16 protein-coding genes are annotated in these 16,820 nt (G+C 74.4%); 8 read left to right on the top strand and 8 right to left on the bottom strand.

Translation table 11 applies throughout. The features are described from left to right. Nucleotides 1–31 precede the first annotated feature (31 nt). Genes IE277_RS21035 through IE277_RS21065 form a run of 7 tightly spaced genes read right to left on the bottom strand, consistent with a single transcriptional unit; the run spans nucleotide 32 to nucleotide 7,317 of the window. Nucleotides 32–1,246: a beta-ketoacyl-[acyl-carrier-protein] synthase family protein gene (locus IE277_RS21035; RefSeq protein WP_189954663.1), complete on the bottom strand. Its 1,215-nt coding sequence runs from the start codon at nucleotides 1,244–1,246 to the stop codon at nucleotides 32–34. Next, the gene (locus IE277_RS21040; protein WP_189954666.1) at nucleotides 1,243–1,506 is read right to left on the bottom strand and encodes an acyl carrier protein; all 264 of its coding nucleotides are present in this window, start codon (nucleotides 1,504–1,506) and stop codon (nucleotides 1,243–1,245) included. Before IE277_RS21040 ends, IE277_RS21035 begins: the two co-directional genes overlap by 4 nt. Beyond that, nucleotides 1,479–2,588: a beta-ketoacyl-ACP synthase III gene (locus IE277_RS21045; RefSeq protein ID WP_189954668.1), complete on the bottom strand. Its 1,110-nt coding sequence runs from the start codon at nucleotides 2,586–2,588 to the stop codon at nucleotides 1,479–1,481. The genes IE277_RS21040 and IE277_RS21045 overlap by 28 nt, the downstream gene beginning before the upstream one ends. Next, nucleotides 2,585–3,427, bottom strand: a complete 843-nt coding sequence (locus IE277_RS21050) for an SDR family NAD(P)-dependent oxidoreductase (protein WP_189954670.1) — start codon at nucleotides 3,425–3,427, stop codon at nucleotides 2,585–2,587. The genes IE277_RS21045 and IE277_RS21050 overlap by 4 nt, the downstream gene beginning before the upstream one ends. Next, nucleotides 3,424–4,482: a 3-oxoacyl-ACP synthase III family protein gene (locus IE277_RS21055; protein WP_189954672.1), complete on the bottom strand. Its 1,059-nt coding sequence runs from the start codon at nucleotides 4,480–4,482 to the stop codon at nucleotides 3,424–3,426. The genes IE277_RS21050 and IE277_RS21055 overlap by 4 nt, the downstream gene beginning before the upstream one ends. Then, a complete protein-coding gene (locus tag IE277_RS21060; protein WP_189954674.1) occupies nucleotides 4,479–6,299 on the bottom strand; it encodes an acyl-CoA dehydrogenase family protein in 1,821 nt (606 codons plus the stop codon). Before IE277_RS21060 ends, IE277_RS21055 begins: the two co-directional genes overlap by 4 nt. Nucleotides 6,300–6,327: 28 nt before the next feature. Continuing rightward, nucleotides 6,328–7,317, bottom strand: a complete 990-nt coding sequence (locus tag IE277_RS21065) for an acyltransferase domain-containing protein (protein WP_189954675.1) — start codon at nucleotides 7,315–7,317, stop codon at nucleotides 6,328–6,330. A 221-nt stretch (nucleotides 7,318–7,538) separates the two neighbouring features. On the opposite strand from IE277_RS21065, the gene IE277_RS21070 reads away from it, so the two are divergent. The 4 genes from IE277_RS21070 (at nucleotide 7,539) to IE277_RS21085 (ending at nucleotide 11,845) form a co-directional block, all read left to right on the top strand. Next, nucleotides 7,539–8,921: a tetratricopeptide repeat protein gene (locus IE277_RS21070; protein WP_229881882.1), complete on the top strand. Its 1,383-nt coding sequence runs from the start codon at nucleotides 7,539–7,541 to the stop codon at nucleotides 8,919–8,921. Nucleotides 8,922–9,018: 97 nt separating this feature from the next. Continuing rightward, nucleotides 9,019–10,161, top strand: a complete 1,143-nt coding sequence (locus IE277_RS21075) for a 4-hydroxy-3-methylbut-2-enyl diphosphate reductase (protein WP_189954677.1) — start codon at nucleotides 9,019–9,021, stop codon at nucleotides 10,159–10,161. Between the two features lie 305 nt (nucleotides 10,162–10,466). Next, complete coding sequence (locus IE277_RS21080) at nucleotides 10,467–11,072, top strand: hypothetical protein (protein WP_189954679.1); 606 nt, start codon at nucleotides 10,467–10,469, stop codon at nucleotides 11,070–11,072. 44 nt (nucleotides 11,073–11,116) lie between these two features. Continuing rightward, nucleotides 11,117–11,845: a YcnI family protein gene (locus tag IE277_RS21085; protein ID WP_189954681.1), complete on the top strand. Its 729-nt coding sequence runs from the start codon at nucleotides 11,117–11,119 to the stop codon at nucleotides 11,843–11,845. Between the two features lie 63 nt (nucleotides 11,846–11,908). Here the strand turns inward: IE277_RS21085 and IE277_RS21090 are convergent, their stop codons facing one another. Beyond that, nucleotides 11,909–12,670, bottom strand: a complete 762-nt coding sequence (locus tag IE277_RS21090; RefSeq protein ID WP_189954684.1) for a CDP-alcohol phosphatidyltransferase family protein — start codon at nucleotides 12,668–12,670, stop codon at nucleotides 11,909–11,911. 106 nt (nucleotides 12,671–12,776) lie between these two features. Here IE277_RS21090 and IE277_RS21095 point away from each other — a divergent pair, with 106 nt between their 5' ends. The 4 genes from IE277_RS21095 to IE277_RS21110 all read left to right on the top strand — a co-directional run bounded on the left by IE277_RS21095 (nucleotide 12,777) and on the right by IE277_RS21110 (nucleotide 16,771). Further along, complete coding sequence (locus IE277_RS21095) at nucleotides 12,777–13,766, top strand: zinc-dependent alcohol dehydrogenase (protein ID WP_189954686.1); 990 nt, start codon at nucleotides 12,777–12,779, stop codon at nucleotides 13,764–13,766. Between the two features lie 112 nt (nucleotides 13,767–13,878). Then, entirely contained in the window at nucleotides 13,879–14,277 is a 399-nt protein-coding gene (locus IE277_RS21100; RefSeq protein WP_189954688.1) for a 6-pyruvoyl trahydropterin synthase family protein, read from the top strand. Then, nucleotides 14,274–15,545 (top strand): glycosyltransferase family 4 protein, encoded by a 1,272-nt coding sequence (locus IE277_RS21105; protein WP_229881883.1) that lies wholly within the window; start codon nucleotides 14,274–14,276, stop codon nucleotides 15,543–15,545. The genes IE277_RS21100 and IE277_RS21105 overlap by 4 nt, the downstream gene beginning before the upstream one ends. Further along, a complete protein-coding gene (locus IE277_RS21110; protein WP_229881884.1) occupies nucleotides 15,542–16,771 on the top strand; it encodes a class I SAM-dependent methyltransferase in 1,230 nt (409 codons plus the stop codon). Before IE277_RS21105 ends, IE277_RS21110 begins: the two co-directional genes overlap by 4 nt. The last annotated feature ends 49 nt before the right edge of the window (nucleotides 16,772–16,820 follow it).

A 16,820-nucleotide genomic window follows, 5' to 3' on the forward strand; every position in this document is an offset into this window, starting at 1 on the left:
CCGACCTGCCGACGGGCCGGCTGCCGTGGCGTCAGGCGGAGGTGAACGCCAGCACGGTGTTGTGTCCGCCGAACCCCAGGGAGTGGCTGAGGGCGAGTCGGACGGGCTGGTGGCGGGGGACCGAGGTGATGACGTCGATGCCGGCGGTGGTGTCGTCGGGCACGGCGAAGTTCGCCGTGGGCGGCAGGGTCCGGTGCGCGATGGTCAGCACGGTGAGCGCGGCCTCGATGGCGCCGGCGGCTCCCATGGTGTGGCCGAGGGCTCCTTTGGCCGAGGTGACGGACGGCGGCAGCCGGGGATAGAGGTTCCGGATCACCGCGGCTTCCACCGTGTCGTTGAGCGGGGTGCTGGTGCCATGGGCGTTGACGTGGTCGACGTCGGCCACGTCGGCTCCTGCCTGTGCCAGGGCCGTCAGGGCCGCTCTGCGCAGCCCCTCGCCGTCGGGGCGCGGGGCCGTCGGGTGGTGGGCGTCGCTGGTGGTGCCGTGGCCGGCGAGGAGGGCCAGGCTCCGGGCGGCGCGTGCGGCGGCGTGGTGCCTGCGTTCCAGGACGAGCACGCCGCACCCCTCGCCGAGGACGAATCCGTCGCGGTCCTTGTCGAAGGGGCGTGAGGCGCGGGCGGGCTCGTCGCCGCGCCGGGAGAGCGCGCCCATCTTGGCGAAGGCGGCGCCGCACAGCGGGGTGACCATCGCGTCGGTGCCGCCCGCGACGGCGATGTCGCAGGCACCGGCCGTCAGGAGGAGGCAGGCGGTGATCAGGGCCGTGGCCCCGGAGGCGCAGGCGGTGGAGGTCTGGAGGGAGGGGCCGGTGACGCCGAGGTCCAGGGTGAGGTGGCCGGCGGTCATGTTGGGCAGGAAGGCGGGCATGGTGAGCGGGGACAGGGCGCTGTGACCGGTGGTCAGGAGTTTGCGGTGCTGGGTTTCCAGGGTGTCGATACCGCCCGCCGCGGTGCCGATGACCACGGCCACACGGGTGGGATCCCAGTCGGCCGGGTCCAGCCGGGCCGAGTCGAGGGCTTCCCGGGCCGCGGTCAGCAGGAAACGGGTGCCGCGGTCGAAGCGCCACAGACGGCCCGGCCCCGGCGGCAGCGGCGGTACGCGGCAGGACAGGGTGACCGGTCCGCCGCTCAGGGCGGGGTCGGTGCGCGCGGCCGGCCGACCCGCGCACACCGCTTCCCAGGTCGCCCGGGTGCCGATGCCGCCGGGTGTCACAAGGCCGATGCCGGTGACGGCGACCTCGTCGTTCACTGGGCGGCCTCGGGTCCCGGTGCCGGTTCGCCGAGGAGCGCGGTCACCGAGCGGGCCACGTCGGTGACGGTGAGGCCGGCGGAGGCTTCGGAGTCGTCGAGCGGGACCTGCCACTCCTCCTGGAGGGTGACGTAGAGCTCGACCACGGCCAGGGAGTCCAGCTCCAGGTCGCCGAGGGTGGCGTCGGGTCCGATGCGGGCGGGGTCGACTTCGAACTTGTCGCTGAGGAGGGTCACGAGGTGGTCGTAGACGCGGTCCACGGCTGGCTCCTTGAAAGATGTCCGGTGGCCGGTGTTGCCCTGTGGGGGACGGCGCCGGGCCAGTTCAGGGCCACGGAGGCCCAGGTCAGCCCGCCGCCGAAGGCGGTCAGCAGCGAGCGCGCGCCGGGCCCGACCCTGCGGTGCACGGTGGGGTCGGCGAGGACGAGCGGGATCGACGCGGCCGCGGTGTTGCCGAGTTCGCGGATGTTGCCGAAGCGGCGGGCGGGCGCGATGCCCAGGCGCTCGGCGACGGAGTCCAGGATGCGCTGGTTGGCCTGGTGGCCGACGAAGGCACGGACGGTGTCCGGTGCCCAGCCGGCCTGCCGGAGCACGGAGTCGGCGGACTGGGTCATACGGCGTACCGCGTGCGCGTAGACCGCGCGGCCCTGCATCCGGAAGTGGTGTGCGTCGGGGACGGCGGGCGGCAGGTGCTGTGGATGGCGGGAGCCGCCGTGCGGGATGGTGATCAGCTCGCTGCCGCTGCCGTCGGCGCCGAGGTCGGCGGCGATCACGGCACCGGGATCGTCCCGGGTGCCGGGGCGCAGCACAACCGCGCCGGCGCCGTCACCGAAGATCGGCGCGGTCTCGCGGTCGGTGGGATCGACGATGGTCGTGTAGGTGTCGGCGCCGATCACCAAGACGGTGGAGCAGACGTCGGCGCGGACCAGTGCCGTGGCCGTGACCAGCGCGTACAGGAAGCCTGAGCAGACGGCCGCGAGGTCGAAGGCGGCGATGGTGCCGAGGCCCAGCCGGTGGGCGACGGCGGGTGCGGTGGCGGGGCAGGGGTGGTCGGGGGTGGTGGTGGCCAGCAGCAGCATGTCGGGACGGTGCTCCCCGGCGGACGCGAGCGCGGCCCGCCCGGCCCCCACGGCCAGATCACCGGTGCTGGTGCCGGGCTCGGCGTGGCGACGGCGGGCGATGCCGGTGCGCTCGCGGATCCAGGTGTCATCGGTGCGCAGGGCGCCCCGCCCGATGACCGTGTCGTTGTCGACGACGCGCTGCGGGAGGCAGGCGCCGATCCCGGCGATGACGGCGGTGGAGTGCCAGGGGCCGGAACTGCTGTGGAGCGGCGGGGTGTTCATGCCGCGGTGAAGGGAGAGGCCGGCTTGGGGTGGCCGGCCAGGCCGCTGTCCGGTACGGCGAGTCCGCCGTCCACGACGAGGGCGTGTCCGGTGACGAAGGAGGAGGCGGGGGAGGCGAGGAACAGCGCGGCACCGACGACCTCGTCCGCGGTGGCCCAACGCCCCAGCGGGACATGGCTGGTGAGCCAGTCCGACACCGGCTCCGCCTCGCTGGCGAACTCGGTCATGTCCGTGCGAGTCCAGCCGGGGCACAGGGCGTTGACCCGGATTCCCTGCCGGGCCCAACCGACCCCGAGGCTGCGGACGAGGGAGATCTGCGCGGCCTTGGTGGCGGCGTACGCCTCCATCATGGGGGCTCCGACGAGTCCGGCGACGGACGACATCAGTACGAGACTCGCGCGGCCGGAGCGGGCCAGGCGCGGGTGGGCGGCCCGGCACAGGGCGGCCGTGGCGTTGAGGTTGACGGTGACGACCGCCTCCCAGTCCTGCTGGCGGGCGTGCTGCAGCGGCGCCAGCACAGGGCTTCCGTCCTCGGCCGTGGGCACGATGCCCGCGTTGTGCACGACGACGTCGAGGCCGCCCAGCGCGGTGGCGGCCCGGTCCACCAGGTCGGCTGCGACATCCGGCTCGGCGAGGTCCCCGTCGAGGGCCACGGCCCGCCGGCCCCGGTCCACCACCGCCCGTACGGTGCCGTCGAGGGCGGGCAGGGTCCGGGCGGTCAACACCAGGTCGCAGCCCGCATCGGCGAGGCCTCTGGCGACGGCCGCGCCGATGCCGCGGGAGGCGCCCGTCACCAGCACGCGTGCGCCGTCCAGGCGGAACAGATCCATGGCGTTCATCGAAGGAGACCTTCTGCAAGCGTTGTCGCCGGGACGGGAACGGAGGTGACGGCGGGTGCCCCGCTCCAGGTGAGGAGCGCGCTGCCCCAGGTCATGCCGGCGCCGAAGACGGCCACCAGGACGCGGTCGCCGGTTCGCAGACCCTGCCCGGACGCCGCGCGGGCGAGTGCGAACGGTGCGCTGGCGGCGCCGATGTTGCCGGTCTCGTCGCCGACGACCACCAGGCGGCCGGCGGGGATGCCGAGGTCGGCCCCGATGCGCCGCAGCAGGACGGGGTTGGGCTGGTGGGCGATGAAGCAGTCGATGTCCCCGATGTCCAGACCGGCACGGTCGAGGGCGTCCGTGATCAGCCGGGGGAAGACCTCGGTGATGAACCGGCCGATGGTGCGGCCGTCCATGCGGATGCAGTGGCCGTGGTCGGCGAGGGTGGCCGCGCTGGCCGGGCGGCGGCTGCCGCCGGCCGGGATCAGGACGCGGTCGGCGAGGGTTCCGTCGGAGCCGAGGCTGAAGTGCGTGAACCCCTGGCCGTCCGCCACCGGCCCCAGAACGGCGGCGGCGGCCCCGTCGGCGAACAGGACCGCGGTCCCCCGGTCGGCCGGGTCGAGGAACTTCGAGTACGCCTCGACGCCGACGACGGCCGCGTACCGGATCTCCTCGCTGCCGCGCAGCCAGTCATGGGCCACCTTGGCCGCGAACAGCCAGCCGGAGCAGGCGGCGCTGACGTCGAGGGCGACGGCACCGGCGGCGCCCACCGCGGTCTGGATCCGGCAGGCGGTCGAGGGGCCGAGTTCGTCGGGGGTCGAGGTGCCGCAGACCAGCAGTCCGATCTCGGACAGGCCGATGCCGGCGGCGTCGGCCGCCGCACGGACCGCGTGCGCCGCCAGGTCCGAGGCCGCCTCGTCGGGAGCGGCCACATGACGTTCGAGGACGCCGGTGCGTTCGCTGATCCACTCCGCCGTCACATCGGCACCGCGCGCCACCTCGGCGTTGGTGCGCACGGCGGGCGGCAGATAGGTGCCCATGCCCAGGACTCCGATACGGCGCCCGCGCGTCATGCCGTGCCTCCTCGTGTCCAGGTGAGCGTGGCGCGCACCGCGCTCTCGCAGTCCACCGCCGCGGCGACGCCGTCGGGATGGGCGAACGCCTCGGTCAGCAGTGGCAGCCGGGGCCGGATCTCGTCGCACAGCCGGTCGGCGGCCCCGGACAGCGCCCGCACGTCGGCCGGACGCAACGTGCCCAGGGCGAGCAGGGAGCCGGACCAGCGGCGGGCCGCCATGACACCGTGCAGGGCCGCCAGCGGCCGCAGCGTCCGGGCCAGTTCGGGTTCCTGCAGGGCAGCGAGGGCGCGCGTGACGTCTTCGGCCAGGAGCGCGTTCGCGTAGACCTCGCCGAGGAGACCGGCGTCCTCCAGCAGCGGGTTCCACACGTCGAAGGGGGCGCTGCCGTCCGTGGTGCGCGACCGCTGCGCGAGGTCCTGGGCCAGGGCGTGCTGATGCCGCCGTACGACCGCGGGCCACCAGTGCGGTGAGGTGAGAGGAGGGCCGGCTGACATCGGCGGGGGGTCCGCCTCCCGCCCGGCTTCTTCGGCGAGGGCGCGTCCGATGTCGTAGAAGATGAGCTGGCTGTCCCCGCCGGCCGTGTCGAAGGCGTGGTGAAAACCGTGGTACGCGGACAGCCGGTTGACGTCCAGGTACCCCAAGAAGCCGCAGCGGCGCCGGCAGTCCGCGGTGACGTGGGCGGCGAGCCGGACCGTGGCGGCCTTGTACGCGGCCAGCGGCCGGCTGACGGCGGCCCACGGGGTGAACCCCAGCGCCGTACCGCCCCCGTCCTCGGGTGTCGCGAGGGACTCCTGCCACACCGTGCGCGCCCCGTGCGCGGCGCATGTCAGGGCGAACGCGTCGGCCAGCGCTCCCAGTACGGCACGTTGCTGGGTGCGGTACGCGAGCAGCGGGACACCGGGAGCCGGCCGCCCCTGAGTGCGCCGCTGCCGTGCGTGGTTGACGGCCTGTACGGCGGCCTGCCGGCTGGTGGCCGCCACGACGGCGGGCAAGGTCGCCCACAGTCCCCGCCCCACCCGCAGCGTGCGCTGCAGGCGCCGCTCGTTCGATCCGGCGGGGTCGTGGAAGGTGCCGTCGGGTGCGATGCCCGCGCCGTCGGCGAGCCAGTGGGCCCGCGGCAGCCGGACGCGGTGGAACCGCACCAGGACGTAGTCGAGGGACAGCGCGCCCAGAGCCAGGGGCGAGGAGATCTCGACGCCGGGCAGCGGCCTCGTGCCGTCGGTCAGACCGGCCACGAAGGCGAAGACACCGCGACAGGTGTCCCCGACGACGAGTCGGGCGAGCACCACCGCGGTCTGCGGGACGTCCAGTGTTCCGGCGCTGGCGAACTTGGCGGCCCGGGGATCCGGTGTGTGCAGGACGAACTCGCCCGTTGTCGGGTCGAACTCGGCGCGGGTCCGGATGGCGAGGTGGCTGTTCGCCTGTCCCGCCTCGGTGATCAGATAAACGCCCTTGGCGCGGCCGGACCGCAGTGCCTGCCCGCGCGGTCCAAGCTGCCCGGACCCGTCGCCGAGCTGGGCCATGGACCCCAGGCACAGCAGATGATGGACGAGCGCCGCCAGACAGAGGGAGGGATCGGCCACCGCGGCCCAGGCGTGGGCGGTGGCCAGCCGGGCCGGGTCGTCGAAGAGGTCGTACGGCAGTGTCTCCCCCAACAGGCGTAAATGACAGAGCAGTTGGGGGCCCGGACCGCCCGACGGGGTGTCGTCGGCGAGCGCCTTGTGCAGCGCGGAGAGGAAGGACGTGTCGCAGGGGCCGTGGACGAGCCGGTCGAGTTCGTCACGGGCGGCCGTGGGCAGGGGCGCAGAGGGCATCGTTGGTTCTCCGGGAGGGGAGCGGGGGTCACCAGGGGAAGTCGGGTTCGGCGAGCGGGGCGTGGACGGGCGGCGCGAGGCCCGTGGCGAGCACTCTGCGGACGCTGGTGGCCAGGGCGTCTCCGGTGCCGGCTTCGAAGAGGACGTCCGGCCGGTGCCGGGCCGCCGCCTGGTGCAGTACGTCCGGCACCGCGGCCGGCAGCACCAGGCAGTCGGCCAGCCGGTCCGCCAGGGCGTCATCGGGGCGGTAGGCACGTCCGGCCACGGCGGAGTACACGGGGCAGCGCGCCGCGGAACGGGCGTAGGCCCGCACCGACGCGGCGAACTCCGCCGCCTGGCGGGCGAACGCGGGATGGTGGGCGGCGAACGGCAGCCGCAGCCGGGTGGCGGTCACGGCCGAGTCCACCGCCGTCTTCTCGACGCGGGCCAGGGCCGTCACGGGGCCGGCGACCACCACGGACCGGTCGTCGCCGACCACCGCCACCACCACATCCTCCGCCGCCCCGGCGCGTTCCAGCAGCCGACGGGCGGACCGCTCCGTACAGGAGAGCGCGCTCAGCCCGCCGGGGCACGAGGTCAGCACCAGAGCGAGGTCATGGGCCGCGCGTGCCCCGTCGCGGACGGTGAGGCATCCGGCGGCGGTCAGCGCGGCGATCTCACCGAAGCTCACGGCGACCACGGCCACGGGCGCCGCGCAGGAGTCGCACAACGCCTGATGTACCGTCATCGAGGTGCCGAACAGGGCGAGTTGCTGGACGCCCGTGGCCGCGTGTGCCAGGTCCCGGCCGCTGGGCGGCCGGGGGCCGAGCAGCCAGGGGCCCAGCGGTGGCAGGCCGCGTTCGAGCGCGACGGCGTCGATCTGCCCGAAGACCTCCCGGGCGGCCGAGCGCAGGGCGCCGCTGTGCCGCAGAGCGCGCACCAGAGAGCTGACCGAGAAGTCCCCTTGCCCTGGGAACAGGTGGACGGAACGCCGTCGGCGGGCCGGCCGGCCCGGCCCGCGCGCTGGGTTCGTATGCATCACATTCTTCCGTTCGGACAGGTCAGCGGCGCACAAAGGGGTGGTGCGACATCACATGTGCGCCTGCCGTGCGTACTGTGCGCGGCCCGGAGGAGTGCCGCACCCTTGGCGTGCCCGGGGGAGAGCCCTTCCACCGCCGACGCGGGAGGCGGACGTGTTGAACTCAAGGAGACGTTGAGCGTCCGTACTCGCGGATGCCCGAGCGGGACAGGAAGAGGAGCGTGAGGTCGCCCCGTACTCCGAACCAGGCTCTACGTGTCCTGCTGGCCGAGGCCGACTGGAAGGGCGCCCAACTCGCGCGTGCGGTCAACGCGCTGGGCGCGGCACAGGGAACCATGCTGCACTACGACCGCACCACGATCTCCCACTGGCTGGCCGGCAGCCGCCCGCGCCCGCCCGTCCCCGCTCTCGTCGCGGAGGCCCTCTCCCGGCGTCTCGGCAGAACAGTCCCGATACAGGACACTGGGCTGCTCGACACCAGGACGCCGGACCGCGGTGCCAGGGCACTGCCGGAGGGGAGCGCTGTGGAACGCCTCGACCGGATGCTCCACGACACCGACCGCCGTCGCCTCGCCCTCCTCGGTGCCTATTCACTGGCGACGCTCGTGATACCGCCCAGTCTGTCGGTCACCGAAGAGACCCGGTTCGAGACGTCCGGCCGGCCGTCGTCCGTCGGCTTGGTGCACGTGGCCGCCGCCCGGGAAATGCTCACCGTGTTCTCCCGCGGTGACACGGTCTTCGGAGCCGGTGCGGTACTGGAGCCGCTGCGCCAGTACCTGTCCACCACCGTGATCCCCTGGCTCAGGCGCGACATGAAGCCCTCCGTCCGCCGTGAACTGTTCACGGTGGCCGCCCAGCTGACCTATCTCAGCGCCTTCACCCACTTCGACATGAACCACCAGGCCGCGGCGCAGCGCCTCTACGTCACGAGCATCGAACTCGCCGGTGAGGCGGGCGACATCGTCGGACACGCCCTCGGCCTGCGTGCGCTGAGCGTGCAGGCCCACGCGCTGGGACACTTCACCGACGCCCACCGCCTCGCCGAACACGCCGTGCGGACCGGCGCCCGCCATGCCCCGGCCCATCAACGGGCCTTCCTGCACGGACAACTGGGCGTCACCCAGGCCGCCCGGGGCGACAGCCACTACCTCCGCCACTTCACCATCGCCGAGCGTTTCCTGGAGAGGTCGACGAGCGACACCTCGCCCGTCGGCGCCTTCCACCCCGGCTCGCTCGCACTCCAGCGCGCGGCCGTGGCCAAGAGCCTGGGCGACAACCGCGCGGCCGCGCGGGCCCTGGCCCACTCGCTGAGCCACCGACCCGTCGACGAACGCCGCTCCCGCGCCCTCGTCCTGGCCGAACTGGCGGAGACCCAGCTCACGGCAGGCCACCTGGAGCAGGCATGCCGGACGTGGCACGCATTCCTCGACGACCATCCGCACCTCCACAGCGCCCGTGCCGACGACCGCCTGCGCGCCCTGACCGCCGCACTGCGGCCCCATGCCTCGACCTTCGCCGCCGCGGCGCTGCTGAGGCGGGCGTGCGGGACACGAGACGGAGCCGGCCGCCCCGAACACCGGCCACATGATGGCCCATTGGGGTGAGATACCGGACCGCGGGAGGCAGCGGGTTCGGCGGAACCTGTTGGATGACGATGCTCTCCCTCGCTCGCCCTCCGCCCACCCAGCCCGTGCCAGGAAGATGAATCGAACCGCCCGCTCAGAAGTACTCCACTCCGCCTCCTTCCATGTCACCCCCGGCACACTGGCGGTGGCCACAGCCTTCAGGCACCCCACGCGCGGCACGGTCGACTGTCCGGCGCATCACCTGCTCGCCGCCCACATCGGGCGGTCCGGCTTTGCCGCCGTCCCCCGCCCGTTTCCGGAGGAGGGCCTGGGCAGCGGGCTCGTGTCGGCGCCGACGACGGTCTTCTGCGTCACCTACCAGCGGCCCGGGGGCGGATACCGCGGCTTCGCCCTCGCGGCCCGCAGCGACGACACCGCCGCGGTCCGCCTCGCGCACCGGCAGAGCGAGTCCTGGCGGGCGGTGCTCCGCACGCGACGCGTGCTGTACGTGGTCGCGCACGACACACCCCGGCCGTCCCCGAACGCACCGGTCCCGGCCCAGACTCCCGGCGGCTCGCGCACCCCCTGGCGGACCTGCGGATGCCCCGCCGGCGTCGCATGTCCCGCGGCGGGGGACGCGGAACGCTCCCTGCGCCGGTTCCTGGACCGGGGCGACGAGGTCGTCGTCGTAGGAGCGCCGGCCTCCGGCTCCGGCACCTGGCCGGATGAGACGTACGGCAAGAGTATCCGGGCGGTGGAGACCGCGCGGCAGGCCGAAAGCCTCGACGCCGCGGACCCCGACCGCCTCGCGTTCGTCGTCGCACCCGGTGCGCTCGTACCCGAAGCGGTGCACATCCTCACGGTGCTGCGCCGCCGCCATCCGAGAATCCGGGGCCAGCATCCGAGCGAGTGGTGCTCCACCCTGGACGATCTGCGCACGGCCGTCGGATCGGCCCTGGCCCAGTCCGAACTGCTGCTGATCGCGGGACCGGACGCGGGCCCCGTCACCAGGGCCGCGACCACGCTGGCCGCCCGGACGGAGGTGGCGGTCCGGGATGTCCCGGCACTGCACAGCCTGCGCCCACAGGACACCGACGCCGCCACGATCACGGTGCTGGACACCACAGCCGACGGGTGGGGCCGAAGGCAGGTCGGCCAGGCACTGGACGGCCTGGGCCCCGCAAGCCACCTCCGACGCCAGGTCCGCACTCTCGCGGAACCGCCGTCCCCCGCCCCGACGCCGCACCACGAACAGACCGACGCCACGGACACGACCTAGTGCCCCAACAGGCAACGTTCGCCCCGTCGCGACGCCCGGCACGCCCTCTCGCCGCACCGGCCGAAAGCCCACGTACGCCCAGTACGAGGACTTCCGGCCGGCACTCCCCCCAGCCTCCGGCCGGGGGGACCCCCAGAGCACGCACCGGACGCCGCTCCTTCACGGGCAAACGTTGCCTGCCGGGGCACTAGCCAGGCCTGTCGTCACATTCCCGCCCCGCCCCGCCCCCGCCCCGGTCGTGCTCGGGAGGCTGAACGCGACGTACCCGGCACACGTATCAACCGGACGTGGCAGGATCCCTCAGCATGAGTGCGTGCCCGGGGGTGAGAGGTCTGCGGGCCGCGGTGTTCGCCGCGGTGTGCGTGCTGCTCGCCGCCGCCGGGCACGGCCTCGCCATGGGGGACATGCCGCCGCTGTGGGCCGACACGGCAGGGTTCCTCGGCGTGTCGGCGCTCGGCTGGATCCTCGGGAAGCGGGAGCGGTCGCTGGCCGGCATCGGCACCGCCATGCTGCTCACCCAGGCCGCGCTGCACGCCGGCTTCGACGCCGCGCACCGCGCCACGCGCACGGCAGCCATGCCGGGCTCCTCCATGGCCCGCTCCATGGCCGCGATGCACGCCCATGCGACGGCCCATCCGCACAGCACCGCGCACGCCGCCGCCGCCCACCTCCTCGCCGCGCTGGTCGCGGCCTGGTGGCTGCGGCGCGGCGAGGCCGCGCTGTGGTCGCTGCTGCGCCGGGCCGCCACGCTCGTGCCCGGCCTCACCGCCTGGTGGCGCGACACCCCGCTGCCCCTGCCCGCCGATCCCGGCCCGCGCGTCCCGGCCGCCCCGGCCCCGCCCCGGCTGACCCGGCTGCGGCACGCGGTCAGCCGGCGCGGACCCCCGGCCCCGATCCCGTACCCGCACTGACCGACCCCACGTCACTCGTCACTCGTACGGAGATCGACTCACCCATGTCCGCATCACGTCTCACCGCACGCCGCGCCGGAACCGTCGCCGCGCTCGCCACCGCCGCCGTCGTGCTCGCCGCCGGTGCCGCCTCCGCGCACGTCACCGTCCACCCCGACAGCTACGCCAAGGGAGCCACCGACGGTGTGCTCACCTTCCGGGTCCCCAACGAGGAGGACACCGCCTCCACCACCAAGGTGCAGGTCTTCCTGCCCACCGACCACCCCGTCCTCGGCGTCCTGGTCCACCCGCAGGACGGCTGGACCGCCAGGGTCACCACGACCAAGCTGAAGACGCCGGTCAAGACCGACGACGGCACCATCACCGAGGCGGCCTCCGAGATCACCTTCAGCGGCGGGAAGATCGGCGCCGGGCAGTACGAGGACTTCGACGTCGCCTTCGGTCAACTCCCCGGCGACACCGGCCAGTTGGTGTTCAAGACCCTGCAGACCTACTCCGACGGCAAGGTCGCGCGCTGGATCGAGGAGCCGGCGGCCGGCGGCGGCGAGCCGGAGAACCCGGCCCCCGTGCTGAAGCTGACGGCCGGCGCCGCCGGTGACGCCGGTGCCGCACCGGCGCCCGCCAAGGCCGCTGCCACCGCCGCCTCCACCGCGGCGGCCGACTCCAGCGACTCCACCGCCCGGGGCCTCGGCATCGCCGGCCTGGTCGTCGGCGTCCTCGGCCTCGCGGCCGCCGCGTTCGCGATCGTGAGGAGCTGGGCCGCACGGTCGTGACGTCATGGCGCGAGGGCCCGGACCGGCACCCCGGTCCGGGCCCTCGCGCACGCCGGGGCGGACTCAGCGCGCCGCCAGTTCCAGCAGCTCCGCGCCGGCCGGCGCCCGGGCCGGCACGCGCGAGGTGCGCCACAGCCAGTGCACGTCCCGGCCGAAGGACCACAGCAGCGACCCCAGGGCCAGCCCCACGATCGCCAGATCGGCCAGGTGGGGGAGGAGTTCGGCGCCCGCGACGAGCAGGGCGATGCCCTGGACCGCGGCGACGGTCTTGCGGGCGAAGGACGGCGGCAGCGGGGCGTTCAGCCAGGGGGCGAGGCGGGCCGCGGCGAGGAAGGCGTAGCGCATCGCGCCGATCAGCAGCACCCATGGACCGAGCTGTGTGGCCACGTACACGCTCAGTACCAGGATCAGAAACGCGTCGACCTCCATGTCGAAGCGGGCGCCGAGCGCGCTCGACGTACCGGTGCGGCGGGCCACCTTGCCGTCGACACCGTCCAGGAGCAGGGCGACCGCGGTCAGCGCGACCAGCAGGGTCACCGGCGGCGCGCTCTCGAAGGAGTCCGCGACCAGCGAGGTCACCCCGCCCACCAGGGTGGCCCGGCCGAGCGTGACCCGGTTCGCGGGACCGAAGGAGCGCAGGCAGGAGCGGTGCAGGGCGCGCGCCAGCACCGCCCAGGTGGCGAACGCGAACGCAAGCCCCGTCAGCCAGCCGGCCGGCCCCATGCCTATCGCCGTGCCGAGCAACGCGAGCAGCAGGATCTGTACGCCCGCTCCCACCGCGGTCTCCTGCTGGGGCCTCGCGTCATATGTGTTGTTCAGGGCCACCGCACACCCTCCGGCCGAGTGACAGAGTCGATCACGCCGCGTACTGTGCGCGGCCTGTGCACTTCTCGGTACGTGAACAACTTGCCTACTGTTCAGGAGGATGCCGATGAACCGCTCGGCCCGCGCGTTCTGGCTGCGCTCACCCGGCCATGGCGAGCTGCGTGAAGTCACCCTGGCGGCGCCCGCCGAGGACGAGGTCCTGGTGCGCGCCCGGTACTCCGGCGTGAGCCGCGGCACGGAGACCCTCGTCTTCCGCGGCGGGGTGCCGGACAGCCAACACGCCGTGATGCGCGCGCCGTTCCAGGAGGGCGACTTCCCGGGCCCGGTGAAGTACGGCTACCTCAGCGTCGGCACGGTGGAGGAAGGCCCGGCTGGGCTGATCGGGCGTACGGTCTTCTGTCTGTATCCGCATCAGAGCCGTTACGTCGTTCCGGTGAGCGCCGTGACCGTCGTACCCGAGCGGGTGCCCGCCGCGCGGGCCGTGCTCGCCGGGACCGTGGAGACCGCCGTGAACGCCCTGTGGGACGCGGCGCCGCTGATCGGCGACCGGATCGCGGTGGTCGGCGGCGGCATGGTCGGTTGCTCGGTGGCCGCCCTGCTCGCCCGCTTCCCCGGGGTACGGCTGCAGCTCGTCGACGCCGACCCGGCCCGCGCCAAGACCGCCGAGGCGCTCGGCGTCGACTTCGCGGCGCCCGACGACGCCCTCGGCGACTGCGACCTGGTCGTGCACGCCAGCGCCAGCGAAGCCGGCCTCACCCACGCCCTGCGGCTCCTCGCCCCCGAGGGCACCGTGGTGGAACTGAGCTGGTACGGCGACCGGCGCGTCGCCCTGCCGCTCGGCGAGGCCTTCCACTCCCGCCGGCTCACCCTGCGCAGCAGCCAGGTCGGCACCGTCTCCCCGGCCGCCCGCGCCGGCCGCGGCTACGCCGACCGGATGGCGCTCGCCCTCGACCTGCTCGCCGACCCGGCCCTGGACGCCCTCATCACCGGCGAGAGCGCTTTCGAGGAACTCCCGGACCTCATGCCGAAGCTCGCCTCGGGTGACATTCCCGCCCTGTGTCACCGGATCCGGTACGCCGAGACGGGCCTGACCTGAGAAAAGAGTGAGACAGGGCTGAACGCGGGAATGCGGTGAGCCGTACTACACGGCATCCCCCGCCGGGTAAGGAACAGGGGGACCAGACGCGTCGTACCTGGAGGGTCGTCCGTTGCTCAGCATCACCGTCCGCGATCACATCATGATCGCCCACAGCTTCCACGGCGACGTGTTCGGGCCCGCCCAGCGCCCGCACGGCGCCACGTTCCTCGTGGACGCCACCTTCCGCCGCGAGGCGCTGGACGAGGACAACATCGTGGTCGACATGGGCCTGGCCACGCAGGAACTACGGGTCGTCACCGCCGAGCTGAACTACCGCAACCTCGACGACGAGCCCGACTTCGCCGGCATCAACACCTCCACCGAGTTCCTCGCCAAGGTCATCGCCGACCGGCTGGCCGAACGCATCCACAAGGGCGCCCTCGGCGAGGGCGCCCGGGGCCTCACGGGCATCACGGTGACCCTGCACGAGTCGCACATCGCCTGGGCGAGTTACGAGCGTGGCCTGTGACCGGGGCGACCGCGCACCGGGCGCGCCTGGCCTATGTGCCGGAGCAGCCCGCCGCCGCCCAGCAGCCGCCCGCCGCCGAGAAGGCCGCTGCCGCTGAGAAGGCCACCGTCGTCAAGAAGGCCACTGTCGCCAAGAAGGCCGTCGCCGCCGAGAAGGCCGGGATCACCCCCATGTCCCTGCACACCGTGCACTTCGTCCTCCCGGGCGGCGTCGACGACCCGGCCACGCCCAGCGGCGGAAACGCCTACGACCGCCGGATCTGCCTGGACCTGCCCGGTTTCGGCTGGGAGGTCACCCGGCACATCGTGCCCGGCACCTGGCCGCGGCCCGACCAGGCCGCCCGCGACCAGCTCGCCCGCACCCTGGTCGACCTGCCGGACGACGCGGTCGTCCTGCTGGACGGGATCGTCGCCTGCGGTGTCCCGGAGCTGGTCGTCCCGCACACCGACCGGCTGCGCCCGGCCGTACTCGTCCATCTGCCGCTCGGCGACGAGACCGGCCTTCCCCCGGCCGTCGCGGCCGGCCTCGACGCCGGTGAACGCGCCGTCCTGCGCGCCGTGCCGGCCGTCGTCGCGACCAGCGACTGGGCGGTGCGCCGGCTGGTCTCCCACCATGGGCTCGCCCCCGAACGGGTGCATGTCGCCGCGCCCGGCGCCGACATCGCGCCGCTCGCGCCCGGCACGGACGGGGTCTCCCGGCTGCTGTGCGTGGCGGCGGTCACTCCGCGCAAGGGCCAGCACCGCCTCGTGGAGGCGCTCGCGGCCGTCCGGGACCTGCCGTGGACCTGCGAGCTGGTCGGCGGCCTCGGCCACGACCCCGGCTATGTCCGCGGGCTGCGCACCCTCATCGACCGTCTCGGCCTCGCCGACCGGCTGCACCTGAGCGGACCGCGCTGCGGGGCCGACCTCGACGCCGCCTACGCCGCCGCCGACCTGATGGTCCTCACCTCCTACGCCGAGACCTACGGCATGGCGGTCACCGAAGCCCTGGCCCGCGGCATCCCGGTCCTCGCCACCGACGTGGGCGGAGTCCCCGAGGCGGTCGGCCGCGCGCCCGACGGCGGGGTGCCCGGCATCCTCGTCCCGCCGGAGGACCCCGCCGCGCTCGCCGCCGAACTGCGCGGCTGGTTCGGTGAACCCGATGTACGCCGCCGGCTCAAGGCCGCGGCCCGTGGCCGCCGCGCCGGGCTCGACGGCTGGGCCGCCACCGCCCGCAGCCTGGCCGCCGTCCTCGCCCGGCTCCCCGAAGCCCCGAGGAGGGCAGCATGAGTACGCCGAAGAGCACGACGAACGGCATCGCGTCGATCCCGGTCCAGTCCGGACCGGGAGGTGCGGAGCCGGCGCGCAGGGCCGAGGGTGAAGGACAGTCGGTACGACGGACCGAGAGCGAGGTGGAGCGGGTGGCTGAGGCCGGTCGCGGTGAGGCACGTCCGCCGGCCGCTGCGGTGCGGGACGAGGAGCTCGCCACGGTGCGCGAGGAGGCGCCCGGCGCGCGGGAGCGCGGCGCCGAGGCCGCGGCCGGGCCGGACGGCGCAGGGGACGGCGGCGGCGCGGCCGACGACGCGGTGCGCGGCGGGCACTCCCCGGTCGTCGCCGGGGCTGGGCCCGTCGGGCGCTCCGGCGAGCGGGCCACCCTGCGGCTGCGCGACGGAGAGCCCGAGGAACCGCCCCGCTACGCACCCGAATGGCTGCGTCTGCGGGAAACGGCGGACGCGGCGGCCCGCGCGCAGGATCTGCTGGATCCCTTGCGCGACCGGCTGGCCGGTCTGCCGGGCCGCACCGGCCCACTGGCCGTGCACGACCTGGGCTGCGGCACCGGCTCGATGGGCCGCTGGCTCGCGCCCCGGCTGGCCGGCACCCAGCACTGGGTCCTGCACGACCGGGATCCCTACCTGCTGCACTTCGCCGCCGTCGGCTCCCCGCGCGCCGCCGCCGACGGCAGCGCCGTCACCGTCGAGACCCGGCGCGGCGACCTGGCCCGGCTGACCGCGGAGGCGCTGGCCGGCGCCGCACTGGTCACCGCCTCCGCACTGCTCGACGTCCTCACCCGCGAGGAGGTCGTCGCCCTCGCCGACGCCTGCGCCGGGGCGGGCTGCCCCGCGCTGCTCACGCTGTCCGTCGCAGGACGTGTCGAACTCACCCCGGGCGACCCGCTCGACGGGGAGATCGCCGAGGCGTTCAACGCCCATCAGCGGCGGTCCGGGCTGCTCGGCCCGGACGCGGTCACCGTGGCCGGCGAGGCGTTCGCCGCGCGCGGCGCCGCCGTACGGGTGCACCCGAGCCCATGGCGGCTCGGTCCCGCGGAAGCGGCGCTGACCGAGCAGTGGCTGCGCGGCTGGGTGGGCGCGGCCGTGGAACAGCGGCCCGAACTGCGCGACCGTGCCGAGCGCTATCTGAAGGACCGGCTCGCCGCCTGCGCGGCCGGTGAACTGCGGGTCGTCGTCAACCACAGCGACCTGCTGGCTCTGCCCCAGCCGACGGGCGGGGTGTCATGACGGCGCGGTCGGCCGCGACGGACCAGGAGCACCGGGCCACCGGCACGGG

Origin of the sequence: Streptomyces alanosinicus, assembly GCF_014650595.1 — a bacterium.
Taxonomy (GTDB): Bacteria; Actinomycetota; Actinomycetes; order Streptomycetales; family Streptomycetaceae; genus Streptomyces; species Streptomyces alanosinicus.

Coding starts and splice junctions, on each gene's coding strand:
- IE277_RS21110 (WP_229881884.1), top strand. CDS start 15,542: ATGAGTACGCCGAAGAGCACGACGAACGGCATCGCGTCGATCCCGGTC.
- IE277_RS21080 (WP_189954679.1), top strand. CDS start 10,467: ATGAGTGCGTGCCCGGGGGTGAGAGGTCTGCGGGCCGCGGTGTTCGCC.
- IE277_RS21055 (WP_189954672.1), bottom strand. CDS start 4,482: ATGACGCGCGGGCGCCGTATCGGAGTCCTGGGCATGGGCACCTATCTG.
- IE277_RS21060 (WP_189954674.1), bottom strand. CDS start 6,299: ATGCCCTCTGCGCCCCTGCCCACGGCCGCCCGTGACGAACTCGACCGG.
- IE277_RS21075 (WP_189954677.1), top strand. CDS start 9,019: ATGAATCGAACCGCCCGCTCAGAAGTACTCCACTCCGCCTCCTTCCAT.
- IE277_RS21045 (WP_189954668.1), bottom strand. CDS start 2,588: ATGAACACCCCGCCGCTCCACAGCAGTTCCGGCCCCTGGCACTCCACC.
- IE277_RS21095 (WP_189954686.1), top strand. CDS start 12,777: ATGAACCGCTCGGCCCGCGCGTTCTGGCTGCGCTCACCCGGCCATGGC.
- IE277_RS21050 (WP_189954670.1), bottom strand. CDS start 3,427: ATGAACGCCATGGATCTGTTCCGCCTGGACGGCGCACGCGTGCTGGTG.
- IE277_RS21085 (WP_189954681.1), top strand. CDS start 11,117: ATGTCCGCATCACGTCTCACCGCACGCCGCGCCGGAACCGTCGCCGCG.
- IE277_RS21065 (WP_189954675.1), bottom strand. CDS start 7,317: ATGCATACGAACCCAGCGCGCGGGCCGGGCCGGCCGGCCCGCCGACGG.